General features: G+C 73.9%; 11 protein-coding genes. 6 read left to right on the forward strand and 5 right to left on the reverse strand.

The genetic code is table 11. The annotated features are described in order from the left end of the window. The first annotated feature begins 31 nt into the window (after positions 1-31). Positions 32-676: a HemK2/MTQ2 family protein methyltransferase gene (locus ACFY3N_RS24935; RefSeq protein WP_390818974.1), complete on the forward strand. Its 645-nt coding sequence runs from the start codon at positions 32-34 to the stop codon at positions 674-676. Beyond that, on the forward strand, positions 657-854 hold the full coding sequence (locus tag ACFY3N_RS24940; protein WP_030226631.1) for a CDGSH iron-sulfur domain-containing protein: 198 nt from the start codon (positions 657-659) through the stop codon (positions 852-854). Before ACFY3N_RS24935 ends, ACFY3N_RS24940 begins: the two co-directional genes overlap by 20 nt. A 154-nt stretch (positions 855-1,008) precedes the next feature. Here the strand turns inward: ACFY3N_RS24940 and ACFY3N_RS24945 are convergent, their stop codons facing one another. Further along, positions 1,009-1,443 (reverse strand): subtilase-type protease inhibitor, encoded by a 435-nt coding sequence (locus tag ACFY3N_RS24945; protein ID WP_390818935.1) that lies wholly within the window; start codon positions 1,441-1,443, stop codon positions 1,009-1,011. A 324-nt stretch (positions 1,444-1,767) separates the two neighbouring features. Between ACFY3N_RS24945 and ACFY3N_RS24950 the strand changes: the two genes are divergently transcribed. From ACFY3N_RS24950 to ACFY3N_RS24960, 3 genes are all read left to right on the forward strand, one after another. Then, on the forward strand, positions 1,768-2,325 hold the full coding sequence (locus ACFY3N_RS24950) for a hypothetical protein (RefSeq protein ID WP_390818936.1): 558 nt from the start codon (positions 1,768-1,770) through the stop codon (positions 2,323-2,325). A 35-nt stretch (positions 2,326-2,360) separates the two neighbouring features. Continuing rightward, entirely contained in the window at positions 2,361-3,056 is a 696-nt protein-coding gene (locus tag ACFY3N_RS24955) for an alpha/beta fold hydrolase (protein ID WP_390818937.1), read from the forward strand. 88 nt (positions 3,057-3,144) lie between these two features. Beyond that, a complete protein-coding gene (locus tag ACFY3N_RS24960) occupies positions 3,145-4,314 on the forward strand; it encodes a lactate 2-monooxygenase (protein ID WP_390818938.1) in 1,170 nt (389 codons plus the stop codon). A 100-nt stretch (positions 4,315-4,414) separates the two neighbouring features. Here the strand turns inward: ACFY3N_RS24960 and ACFY3N_RS24965 are convergent, their stop codons facing one another. The 4 genes from ACFY3N_RS24965 to ACFY3N_RS24980 form a co-directional block, all read right to left on the reverse strand. Next, a complete protein-coding gene (locus ACFY3N_RS24965; protein ID WP_390818939.1) occupies positions 4,415-6,058 on the reverse strand; it encodes an RICIN domain-containing protein in 1,644 nt (547 codons plus the stop codon). 468 nt (positions 6,059-6,526) lie between these two features. Further along, positions 6,527-6,904, reverse strand: a complete 378-nt coding sequence (locus tag ACFY3N_RS24970; protein WP_390818940.1) for a toxin Doc — start codon at positions 6,902-6,904, stop codon at positions 6,527-6,529. A 3-nt stretch (positions 6,905-6,907) separates the two neighbouring features. After that, on the reverse strand, positions 6,908-7,153 hold the full coding sequence (locus ACFY3N_RS24975) for a hypothetical protein (RefSeq protein ID WP_390818941.1): 246 nt from the start codon (positions 7,151-7,153) through the stop codon (positions 6,908-6,910). 115 nt (positions 7,154-7,268) lie between these two features. Further along, on the reverse strand, positions 7,269-9,512 hold the full coding sequence (locus ACFY3N_RS24980; RefSeq protein ID WP_390818942.1) for a glycoside hydrolase family 9 protein: 2,244 nt from the start codon (positions 9,510-9,512) through the stop codon (positions 7,269-7,271). 234 nt (positions 9,513-9,746) lie between these two features. On the opposite strand from ACFY3N_RS24980, the gene ACFY3N_RS24985 reads away from it, so the two are divergent. After that, positions 9,747-12,125, forward strand: coding sequence for a SpoIIE family protein phosphatase (locus ACFY3N_RS24985; protein ID WP_390818943.1), 2,379 nt, complete (start codon positions 9,747-9,749; stop codon positions 12,123-12,125).

Below are 12,125 nucleotides of genomic sequence, written 5' to 3' on the forward strand. Positions count from 1 at the left end.
CGGCGGGGGTACCCGGCGGTCCGTGAGTCCAATGGCGCCACCGGGCGTGTACGCCCCTCAGGAGGACACCGAGCTGCTGGCCGGTGCCCTGTCCGACGAGCCCGTCCCCGCGGGCGCGGACGTTCTCGACGTGGGAACGGGATCCGGCGCGCTGGCGGTCGAGGCCGCCCGGCGCGGCTGCCGGGTGACCGCGGTCGACGTCTCCCGGCGGGCGGTGTGCGCGGCGCGGCTGAACGCACTGCGGGCCGGCGTGCCGGTCCGGGTCCGGCGCGGCAACCTGTTCGCGCCGGTGCGGGGCGAGTCGTTCGATCTGATCCTCACCAATCCGCCGTACGTTCCGGCGCCCGGCGGCGGCGAGCCGCCACGGGGCGCGGCCCGGGCCTGGGACGCGGGCGGTGACGGACGGCTCGTCCTGGACCGGATCTGCCGGGAGGCGCCCGCCCTGCTGCGGCCGGGCGGTGTCCTGCTGCTGGTGCAGTCGGCGCTCAGCGGCCCCGAGCCGACGGTCGGCCTGCTGCGGGCGGCCGGGATGAAGGCCGCGGTGATCCGGCGCCGGCGCATCGCCTTCGGCCCGGTGGTGCGGGGCAGGGAGCGCTGGCTGCGGGAGCGGGGGCTGCTGTCCGGGACCGAGGACAAGGAAGAGCTGGTGGTGATCCGTGCCGAACTCCCCGTCTGACACTCCGCGTCGCGTCACCGTCCGGCGCAAGGGCCCCCTGCTGGTGGAGGGCCCGGTGGAGGTCGAGCTGGAGGACGGCACGGTCGTCGCCTCCGACCGCTTCCGGGTCGCCCTGTGCACCTGCCGCCGCAGCCGGCGGTATCCGTGGTGCGACACCAGCCACCGGGACCGGGCCTGAGCCGTCGGGCTCCGTGCGTGAGGCCCGGAGGCCGGCGGGCGGCCCCACTCCGCCCGCCGGCCTCCTTGTGCGGGATCGCACGTTCCGCGGGAGGGCCGGCACTCCCCACTCCGCCGGCCGCCGCGCGGTCACGGGAAACCGTGCGATCCCGGTCTCAGAACGCGAAGACGCCCGAACCGTGGGCGTTCATCACGCACGCGTTGGAGAAGGTCCGTTCGTAAGAGACGCGCTGTCCCCGCCACACCCCGTCGACGGTGACGAACACCGGGTCGTACTGCTTGGTGCAGAAGACGCCCTCCCGCATGGTCAGGGCGTCGAGGTCGCCGCTGAGGCGGTCCATCTCCGCACAGGCCGCCCCGGCGGCCGGGTGGGTGCCGGAGGGACCCGGGGCGCAGGCCAGGGTGACCGCGCGCTCCGGCGCCACGGTCGTCGCGCTGTCGCCGTGGCCCGTGGTGAGCACCAGGGCCGAGGGGGCGTAGAGCGCGGAGGGGGCGGTTCCCGGGGCGGCCGGTGCCACCCCGGACAGGGGTGCGCAGACGGCGGCGGCCGTGAGGCCGAGGGTGGTGGCCCAGCGCGCGGTGTTCCGCATTGTGTGCATCCTTCCGCTCGTGTCGACGAGTCGCCGGCTCGTGCTCGGTCGGTGCCGAACCGGCGTGCCGGAGTCTGCCGAGTCGGCGCCGGAACTTCACCTCGGGCATGCGGATTTCGGTAACCTTGCGTATTGAATCAGTGGCGTGAAGTCACGGAGCGCGCAGGGCACGCCCCTGTAACCGCACGGACACCGCGCGTGCAAAGTGGCCAGATGGCCGGAATACGGCCGCTCGGTAATCGGCCTGAAACATTCCGATTCCGCTCTCGGCGGACCGTTCCCCGACGCCTTGTGTTCATGAACGGGGCGAGCAATCGTCATTACATGATTACGGCAGAGCAGCGAGAGCAACTGCGGGGCTGGTTCACCGGCCGGCTCCCCGAGGGTCTCTTCGAGGAGCTGACCGAGATCACGGTCGACCGCGAGGAGATCACCGTCATCGGCCGCGTCCCCGGCCCCCGGCCCGCGGAGGGCGCCTCGCCGGCCGAGCGGGAGGCGGCAGTCGAGGGCCGCGTCCAGGAGTTCCGGGAACGCACCCGGGACGACCGGATGGCGGTCGCCCGGGACGCCGAGCACCGCTTCGGCCGGAAGGTCTCCTGGGGCGTGGAGTGCGACGGGCGGCGCATCCTGTTCACGCACGTGGCCGCGCCCGTCATGACCCGGCTGCGCCAGCCGGAGCGGCAGGTCCTCGACACCCTCATCGCGGGCGGGGTGGCCCGCAGCCGCAGCGAGGCGCTGGCCTGGTGCGTGCGCCTGGTCCAGCGGCACACCGACGACTGGCTCACCGAGCTGCGCGAGTCGCTGGAACACGTCCGGCGGGTGCGGGACCGGGGGCCGGACACCGATTCCGGGGAGGCGGAGCCCGGCGCCGGAGGCGGGTGAACGCCGTTGTCAGTGGCGTTCGTTACGGTGCGGGAATGACTCGATTCGTCTTGGTGGCAGGTGCCTGGCTCGGAGCGTGGGCGTGGGACGAGGTGGCGGCCGAACTGCGCGCGGCCGGGCACGAGGCGCATCCCCTGACGCTCTCCGGGCTCGCCGAGAAGCAGGGGGTGCCCGCGGGCCGGCGGACGCACGTGCGGGACATCGTGGACGAGGTGGAGCGGCTCGGTCTGCGGGACGTCGTCCTCGTGGGGCACAGCTACTCCGGCGTACCGGTCGGCCAGGCGGCCGAGCGGATCGGTGACCGGCTGCGGCGGGTGGTGTTCGTCGACGCGAACGTGCCGGTCCACGGGGAGTCGTTCCTGCAGGGCTGGCCGAGCGACGACGTCCGGCGGGCGATCGACGCCAACGGCGGGTTCTGGCCTCCCCTGGAGGCCGACGACTGCGCGGGCCAGGGCCTGACGGACGAACAGACGGCCCGCTTCCTCGCCGGAGCGACCCCGCACCCGGGTGCCACGCTCACCGAGCCGGCCGTGCTGGAGCGCCCGCTCGGCGATCTGCCGGCCACGTACGTCAAGTGCCTGCTGGACGGGGAGGAGCCCCCGCCGGCCGCGGCGGAGCTGCTGAAGGGCGACACGTGGGAGCTGGTGACGATGGACACCGGGCACTGGCCGATGTTCTCCCGGCCGCGCGAACTGGCCCGGGTGCTGCGGGAGGCGGCCGCCGACCGCTGATCCACGGCCGCCCGGCGCTGGACGCACCCGGGGCATACCGGCCAGTATGCTGCGGGACGGCGCGGCTCGAGGAGACAGGGCGGGGCGGATGGCGAAGCACTGGGCCGACTTCCAGTACGAGATCTACCTGAACGGGATGACGGGTGCCGTGCCCCGGCTGCCGACCGATCCGACCCGGCTGGAGGAGCTGACCGAGCAGCGGCTGGGTCCGGGGCCGGCCGGGTACGTCGCGGGCTCCGCGGGTGACGGCAGCACCGCCCGTGCCAACCGGGCCGCGCTCGAACGCCGCCGGATCGTGCCGCGCATGCTGCGGGACGTGCACGAGCGTGATCTGTCGGTCGAGGTGCTGGGCCGCGCGCTGCCGGCGCCGTTGGCGCTGGCGCCGGTCGGGGTGCTGTCGATCATGCATCCGGACGCCGAGTCCGCCGCCGCCCGCGCGGCGGCCGCGCAGGGTGTGCCGTTCGTGCTGTCGTCCGCGTCCAGCACGCCGATGGAGCAGGTCGCGGAGGCGATGGGCGAGGCGGAGCGCTGGTTCCAGCTGTACTGGCCGAAGGACGTGGAGGTGGCCCGGAGCTTCCTGAACCGGGCGAGGGCCGCCGGGTTCACGGTGCTGGTCGTCACGCTCGACACTCCCCTGCTGTCGTGGCGGCCGCGCGATCTGGACCAGGCGTACCTGCCGTTCCTGCACGGTGTGGGCACCGCCAACTACTTCTCGGACCCGGCGTTCCGGGCGGGGCTGGCCAAGCCGGTGCACGAGGACCCGAACGCGGCGGTGATGCACTTCGTCGGCATGTTCGCCGACCCCGCCAAGTCCTGGCCGGATCTGGCGTTCCTGCGGGAGAACTGGGACGGGCCGATCGTCCTCAAGGGCGTGCTCCACCCCGACGACGCGCGGCTCGCCGCCGACGCCGGGATGGACGGCGTGGTGGTGTCCAACCACGGCGGGCGTCAGGTGGCCGGGGCCGTCGCCGCGGCGGACGCGCTGCCCGGCGTGGTGGAGGCCGTCGGCGACCGGCTCACCGTGCTGTTCGACAGCGGGGTGCGCACCGGCGACGACGTCTTCAAGGCCCTCGCCCTCGGCGCGCGGGCGGTCCTGCTGGGCCGTCCGTACGTCTACGGGCTCGGCCTCGACGGACAGGCGGGGGTGGAGCACGTGATCCGCTGCCTGCTCGCCGAACTCGACCTCACCATGGCCCTGTCGGGCCACGCCACCCCGTCCACGATCGGCCCCGACGCCCTCACCGGGGCGACGGGCTGACCCGCCCCGGCGCACACCACCGCCCGGCCCGCGCCCCGGCACCACGGCGCGTGCCGGGGCGGGGCGGACCCGGGCCGGATCCCCGCCCCGGCCGGGGGTCTCACGTCACCGACTCGGCCAGTCCCGCGTGCCGGGCCCGCGGGGTGTCCGTGCCGCTGATGGACAGGGAGGCCGTGGCCGTCCGTACCGGTTCGGGGGTCCAGCGCTGGTCCACGGTCCGGTCGCGCACCTTGACGACGATGTCGGCGTTCGCGTCAGGGGCCGCCGGGGTGAGGGCCAGTTGGACGTCCCAGCGGGGCACCAGCTCACCCTGCACGGTGAGGTCGTACCGCACGTCGTCGCCCCGCCGGTCGCCGGGGTCGGCGCAGGTGCCGAGGACGACGACACCGGCGTCCTTGTGCGAGTCCAGGCACAGACCGGGGTCGGCCACGCTGCGCAGCAGCCCGTCGTCCTCGTACGTCCACTGCTGGGTCCAGGCCGATGAGCAGTCCGCCAGCCGGGTCCCGGAGCCGTCCCGGGGTCCGCCCCGGGTGTCGAGGCACAGGCCGGAGGCGATGTTGCGCAGCCGCGTCCGCCCCGGTGCGGCGGGGAGCCCGGCGGCGCCGGGCGGCGACGCGGACGGCACGGCCGCGCGGCCGCCCGCCGTTCCGGTGGAGCCCGTCGGGTCGGCGGCACCGCCGTCCGGGGTGGAGGACCCGGCGATGAGGACGCTCACCAGCACCCCGGCGGAGACCGCGCCGAGGCCGGTGAGCAGGGTCCTGGTGGAGCGCACCGGATCCGGGAGGGCGAGGCCCGCCAGCCGTTCGGGGACGGGGATGCGGGACAGCACGCGGTGCCGGCCGCTGCCGGGCCGCCCGTCCCCGCCCCGGCGCCGGCGCCGGGCGGCGCGTCCGCCGTGCGGGCCGGGCGTCGCGCGCCCCGGGCGCGAGTCGAGGTAGCGCCGGGCCCCCCACCCGAGCACCGCCTCGGCGATCAGCGTGCCCAACCCGCCTTCGAAGTGGCTGAGTTGTTCGGCCGCGTTCCGGCAGTGGCGGCACTCCGCCAGATGCTGCCGGACGTCCGGCAGCAGGGCCCCGCCCCGCCGGATGGGGACGTCGAGGAGACGGTTGTAGAAGCGGCAGTCCTTCGTCGGCGCCAGTTCCTGATGAGCGTGGACACATCCTTGACGGAATTTCTCACGTGCCTGTTCGAGTGCGCCCGACGCGACGCCGGGTTCCATGCCGAGCAGACCGGCCGGCACGGAAATCGGCTCGGCCTCGACCTCGACGTGCCAGAGCAGACAGCGCGCGGGGGCGGGCAGCGACCGGAATGCCCGCTGGGCGAGTGTGCGGTTTTCCGGAGTCATGGTGGTCGCCGTGCGCATGCCGCGCCCGCCCGCCGGTTTCCGCAGCCCTGGCATGACTCCGGCTATTCGGTCGTCCGCGGCCCACTCGCGGACCGTGTCCCGCACGCCCACCAGCAGCACCGGCCGGAGCGCGACGGCCGATTCGCCGACGGCGACCCGGTCCAGGACCCGGTGCAGGGCGGCCGCGGTGACCATGGCGGCGAGCTGCCCCGACGAGGCGAGGCAGACGGCCGCGTAGTCGTGCATCGACTGCCAGTGCCGTGCCGACAGCAGCGCGACGGAAGAGGCGGCCTCGCCTTCCGGACGGCCCCGCAACCGGACGGCGAGGAACTCGTCGGATTCCCCCGGGTCCCCGCCGGGCGGCGGATACGGAGGGCGAGGGGGGTGGGGGGTGTGCACTGAGATGGTTCCTTCCCACAGCGCATGTGACTTTCCAGGGTTTCCGCCGCCGAAAAGGAGACCGCTCGGTGCGTACCTCTTCGGCGCGGCGCAGGGGGCGGAAATTCACCGGCGGCGCATCGGACCCGGTTCATCAACTCGCGTGCCGCCCCCGGCCTTCACCCCCCGCACGGGTGGCTCACTCTCGCACAACCCGCGCTCGGCCAACAAGGCGCACGGACGACATCCGGGCGTTGACAGAAAGTCAGAAGGGAAACACGGACCGCGGCCCTCACCACGGTTTTTCGGCCCGGGTTTTCGCGCCGTTCGCAGCCGGTGCGCCCCAGGGGTGCCGGGGCCCTTTTCCGCACCTCGTGTGAACTCCGCGCCCGCGCCGGCGGCGCGCGCTCCCGGCACATGCCGGAGTGCGGTCGACCGGTCACGGCCCTTCGGGGCCCGGCGCTCCGCGCGGCCCGTCCAGGCGCGGTCTCAGATCTGCCAGGAGCGCAGCCGGTCGGCCGCGCCGTAGACGTCCGTCTCGCCGGAGATCAGGTCACGGGCCAGATCGACCAGGGCACCGTAGGGCGGGTCGATGCCGACCCCGCTGACGAACATGTAGGCGACCGCCGCGGCACAGGCGAAGCGGGCGTTGGCCGAGGGCAGCGGCCGGAGCACGGCGAGGGTGTGCAGCAGGGCCGCCGCCCGCCAGGCGGGGTCGGAGTCGACTCCCAGCCGGGGCGGGTCCACGCGATGGCGGGCGACGGCCGCGACGAGGGCGGAGAAGTCGTTGACGGTGGGCTGGTCCGGGAGGACCTCCTCGTGCCGCTGGAGCAGCCAGGGCACGTCGATGTGGAGCACGGGTGCCATCGGTCAGGCGGCCCGCCCCTCGCTCCCGGCGGAAGGTTCGTCGTCCGGGAAGGCGGCGGCGAATTCGTCGGCGTGGGAGGCGAAGAACCGGCGGAAGGCCTCCGCGCCCTCCTGCAGGGCACGGTGGCGGGCTATGTCCGCCGCGGCCGCCTCCCGCACGAGCGCCTTCATGGACGTACCGCGTTCCTTGGCGATCTGCCGCAGGTCCTCGAGCTCGCGGTCGCTGAACTCCACGTTGAGAGCTGGCATGCCCTTACGGTACCGCTCGGGTACTGAATCGTAAATACGCGCAGGTCAGGGTGTACACATAGGGGTACCGGCAGGGGCGGCGGCCACGTGGCCGCCGCCCCTGCCGGGAAGGGCGTCAGCCCTGGTCGGCCACGAAGGAGGCCATGCGGGTCAGGGCCGCGTTCCAGTTGATGGTGTGCTCGTTGGTGGACCAGGACTGGATGTCGTCGATGAAGCAGAACTGACCGACGCAGCCCTGGAGTTTCGACTGGGCGAAGGGGTCCTGGATGCTGGAGTTGGGTCCGCCGGAGAGCGTGCCGGCGGGCGGGTTGGGCAGGTTCGGGTCGAGCTGACGGGCGTACCAGCGGCTGTGCTGGTTGTGCGCGTTGACCTCGCCGTAGCCGGTGACGTACGAGATGTTCAGGGCGTTGCGGCCCAGGATGTAGTCCATGCTCTGCAGCGCGCCGTCCCGGTACTTCGAGGCTCCGGTGAGGTCGTAGGCGGTGGCGAGGACCACCGCGTTGTTGAGGACCTGGTGGCTGGAGCCCCAGTCGTAGACGTTGCCGGCCGGTGCGTACGGCATGCCGTACGGGTGGGCCTTCAGCGTGGCCAGGTAGCCGTCGGCGCCCTGGACGACGGAGCGGCGGACCTTGTCCCGGCCGGGCAGCCGGCTGGGCACGGTGGCGAGGTCGAGCCGGCCGGCCGCGGCGGTGCGCGCCCAGTCGAAGCCGGTCGGGCCGAAGATGTCGGCGGTGTGCACCGGGGAGTTCAGGACGTACTCCTCGAACTGCCGCTCCCCCGTGGTGAGGTACAGCTCGGCCGCGGCCCAGTAGAACTCGTCGGACACGGTGTCGTCGGGGTAGGCGCCGCCGCCGACGCCGTCGTCCGGGTCGGCGAGGAGGTCCGGGTGGGCGAGGGCCGCCGTCCATGCCTTGCGGGCCGCCGCCAGGGCCGTGGCCGCGAACTCCTTGTCGTGGGGGCGGTAGAGCCGTGCCGCCTGGGCGGCCGTGGCCGCGAGGTTCAGGGTGGCGGCGGTGGTCGGCGGGTGCAGTTCCCGCTTCTGCGGGTCGTCACTGGGCAGCAGCGGCAGCCCGGTCCACTGCTCGTCGTGGATCTTGTGATGGGCCATGCCCGCCAGCGGCTCGCCGTCGGGCACCTGCATCTTCAGCAGGAACTCCAGTTCCCAGCGGGCCTCGTCGAGGATGTCCGGGACCTTGTTGCCGCTCTCCGGGATGTCCAGCGTCCCGTCGCCCAGCCTGTCCGCCTCGCCGGTGCGGGCGTGCCGGGCGCGCTCGTAGGTGCTGAGCACCTCCCAGGTGCTGATGCCGCCGTTGACGACGTACTTGCCGTGGTCGCCGGCGTCGTACCAGCCGCCGGTGACGTCGAGGGTGTAGTCGCAGACTCCGGGCCGGCAGGGCACCCGGCCGTCGCCCCGGTTGGGGGCCACGTCCACGTGTCCGGCCGGGCGGCCGTAGCCGGGGCGCAGGTCGTCGCGGATCGCCGTGCCGCTGCGCTGGGTGTAGTAGTACTTCGCCGAGTCCAGCCGCAGCCGTTCGTACGCGCCCGCGTCGATGTCGAAGGGCCGGCTGGTCTCGCCGTCCACGACCAGGGTGTAGCCGGTCCCCCGCTTGCGGTAGGAGCCGAAGTCGAGGGAGTGGACGTTCTGTCCCGAGGAGCCGTCGGTGCCGCGCGGCACGGTCCAGCCCTGCCGCACCACACGGCCCCCTTCGTCCTCCAGCCGCCAGGGCAGCCGCTCGGTGGCGTCGGTGACCAGGGTGGCGTTCTTCGGTCCGGAGGGCAGGTAGGCGACCTGGTTGACCCGGACGCGGGGCCCGGTGTCGGGCTGGTACGGCTCGGGGGCGACCCCGCCCAGCAGGGACACGTCGTCCACGCAGAACCGCCAGGGGTCCGCGCTGCCGCCGAGCTGGAAGCCGACCTGGGCCCGCGCGGTGTCGACGGGTGAGGTGAAGGTGTACGCGTAGGTGTCGCCCGAGACGCTGAGCTGCGGGGACACCTCGTAGTAGGTGTCGTACGGCTCCACCTGCAGGCCGACGACCGCGCGCACGACGTGGCCCGCGGGCGAGCCGGTCGCGCTGAAGGAGAGGCGGTACGACTCGCCCTTGACCAGGGTGAGGTCGTTCTGGCCGACGGACGCGTCCCAGCGGTTGGTGGTGCCTCCGGGGACGTCGGCGCACAGGCGTCCCTCGGACGGGCCCGCGGTGACGTTGGCGGAGGCCCACCAGGGGTCGGTGCCGGTGTCGAAGGTTCCGTTGCGGACCTGCTCGACCTCGTCGGCGCCGGCCGGGGCGGCGGGCAGCGCGGTGAGCGCGGCCGCCAGCAGGCCGGTGAGGGAGAGCAGGGCGGTGCTGCGTCTGTTCACGTCTGGGCTCCTCTTGGGGGAGGTGCGGGGGCGCGGAAGCACGGATGGGAGCGCTCCCATTCCCGTGCGCAGAACATGGTTGTGGCAGGTGTGACATCCCGTCAACGGTCGGGACAGGACTGGCGGCGGTCACCCGGAGCGGAGGTTCGCAGTCCGCGCCGGGCCACGACCCACTAGGCTGGAACTCAGGCGATGCACCGGTTCACGGTGAGTGTGCGCGATGGAGTGGCGACGATGAGGCCGGACGACCCGTTCGACGATGCCGTGACGGCCCGGGCCGTCATCGCCGCCGACGGCACGCTCGCGCGGTGGAGCGAGGGCGCGCGCCTGCTGCTGGGACACACGGCCGAGGAGGTCGTCGGCCGCCCGGCCGCCGACCTGCTGGCCGGGGGTCCGAACCCGTCCCTGCTCCCGGCCACCCGCTGGAGCGGCACCCTCGCGCTGCGGCACCGCGACGGCGGCACCGTCACGGTGTGGGTGCTCGCCCACCACAGACAGCCGGCGGGCGGCGCTCCGGGGGACTGGCTCGCCGTCACCCCGCTGGACACCACGGACCAGGAACTGCCCGACGACCCGCTGGTCAGGACGGCCGTGTTCCAGTCGCCCTGCGCCACGATGGTCTTCGACGAAGGACTGCGCCTGCGCGGGATCAACGACGCCATGGCCCACCTCCTCGGACTGCCGGCCCCCCACCTGCGGGGCCTCAGGCCCACCGACATCGGCGGCCGGCCGCAGCACGCCGAACTCGAGCGGCAGCTGCGCCAGGTGCTGAGCACCGGCCGGCCGCAGGACATGCAGACGCACATGAAGGCCACCGCCGAGAGCCACGCACACGCCTGGCTGGCCCGGCTCGCGCCGCTCACCGACCCGTCCGGCCGGGTGCGGGGCGTCTGTGCGACGGCCCACGACTTCACCGAGCAGTACCGGGCGCGGGAGCGGCTGCAACTGGTCAACGAGGCCAGCATCCGCATCGGCACCACCCTGGACGTCACCCGGACGGCGCAGGAACTGGCCGAGGTGTGCGTGCCCGCCCTCGCCGACTTCGTCAGCGTGGACCTGCTGGAGCCCGAGGAGCCCGGGGGCGAGCCCACCGGCCCGCTGACCACGCCGGTCTCGCTGCGCCGGGTCGCCCATCGCTCCCTCACACCGGGCAGTCCCGAGTCGGTCGCCCGCACGGGCGAGGTGGTCGTCTACCCGGCCACCTCGCCCCAGGCCGACTCGCTGATCGCCGGCCACAGCGTCGTGGCCTCGGTGCCCTCCGGCGACCTCGACCCGTGGCTCGCGGTGGACGAGGTCCGCGCCCGGCAGGTCCGGGAGTTCGGCGTCCACTCCATGCTGTCCGTCCCGCTCCAGGCGCGCGGCACGACCCTCGGAGTGGCCGCCTTCACCCGCTTCGCCCGTCCCGAGCCGTTCACCCACGACGACGTGCTGCTGGCCGAGGATGTCACCGCGCGCGCCGCCGTCTGCATCGACAACGCCCGCCGCTACTCCCGTGAACGCGAGACCACCCTCGCGCTCCAGCGCAGCCTGCTCCCCCGCGCCCTGCCGCGCACGGCCGCCGTGGAGGCGGCCACCCGCTATCTGCCGGCCGCGCGCTCCGGTGTGGGCGGCGACTGGTTCGACGTGATCCCGCTGTCCGGGATGCGGGTGGCCATGGTCGTCGGGGACGTCGTCGGGCACGGGATCCAGGCGTCCGCGACCATGGGCCGGCTGCGCACGGCGGTGCGCACCCTCGCCGACATCGATCTGGCGCCCGACGAACTGCTGACACACCTCGACGACCTGGTCCTCCACCTCTCGCACGAGTCGGGCGGCGACCCGGCGTCGGGCGAGGTCGGCGCGACCTGCCTGTACGCGGTGTACGACCCGGTGTCGCGGCGCTGCACCCTGTCCCGGGCGGGGCACCCCGCGCCGGTGCTGATCCCGCCGGGCGGTCCGGCCCGGCACCTCGATCTGCCCTCCGGGCCGCCGCTGGGCCTGGGCGGGCTGCCGTTCGAGTCGGTCGAGCTGGAGCTGCCCGAAGACGCGGTGCTGGCGTTCTACACCGACGGGCTGGTCGAGTCCCGCGAGCGGGACACCGAGGTCGGCCAGGCCCTGCTCCGCGAGGCGCTGTCCAACGCCGCCGGCCCGCTCGACGAGACCTGCGACCGGGTCCTGCACACCGTGCTCGCGCCGGGCGGCGCGACGGACGACGTGGCCCTGCTGCTGGCCCGTACCCGCGGTCTGCCGTCCGCGCAGGTCGCCACCTGGGACATCCCCGCCGATCCGGCGCTGGTCGCCCCCATCCGCAAGCAGGTCCTCGACCAACTGGCCACCTGGGCGCTGACCGAGGCGTCGTTCACCGTGGAGCTGGTGGTGAGCGAGCTGGTCACCAACGCCATCCGGTACGGCGCCCCGCCCATCCGGCTGCGGCTGATCCACGACACCTCGACGCTGATCTGCGAGGTGTCCGACACCAGCCACACGGCGCCGCATCTGCGCCGGGCCAAGACCTGGGACGAGGGCGGCCGGGGCCTGCTGCTGGTCGCCCAGCTCACCCAGCGCTGGGGCAGCAGGCACACGGCCGACGGCAAGACCATCTGGTCGGAACTGACCCTGGTGGACGAGATGTGA

The organism is Streptomyces sp. NPDC000348 (assembly GCF_042898795.1).
Taxonomy (GTDB): domain Bacteria; phylum Actinomycetota; class Actinomycetes; order Streptomycetales; family Streptomycetaceae; genus Streptomyces.

Coding starts and splice junctions, on each gene's coding strand:
- ACFY3N_RS24960 (WP_390818938.1), top strand. CDS start 3,145: ATGGCGAAGCACTGGGCCGACTTCCAGTACGAGATCTACCTGAACGGG.
- ACFY3N_RS24955 (WP_390818937.1), top strand. CDS start 2,361: ATGACTCGATTCGTCTTGGTGGCAGGTGCCTGGCTCGGAGCGTGGGCG.
- ACFY3N_RS24935 (WP_390818974.1), top strand. CDS start 32: ATGGCGCCACCGGGCGTGTACGCCCCTCAGGAGGACACCGAGCTGCTG.
- ACFY3N_RS24950 (WP_390818936.1), top strand. CDS start 1,768: ATGATTACGGCAGAGCAGCGAGAGCAACTGCGGGGCTGGTTCACCGGC.
- ACFY3N_RS24970 (WP_390818940.1), bottom strand. CDS start 6,904: ATGGCACCCGTGCTCCACATCGACGTGCCCTGGCTGCTCCAGCGGCAC.
- ACFY3N_RS24975 (WP_390818941.1), bottom strand. CDS start 7,153: ATGCCAGCTCTCAACGTGGAGTTCAGCGACCGCGAGCTCGAGGACCTG.
- ACFY3N_RS24945 (WP_390818935.1), bottom strand. CDS start 1,443: ATGCGGAACACCGCGCGCTGGGCCACCACCCTCGGCCTCACGGCCGCC.
- ACFY3N_RS24985 (WP_390818943.1), top strand. CDS start 9,747: ATGAGGCCGGACGACCCGTTCGACGATGCCGTGACGGCCCGGGCCGTC.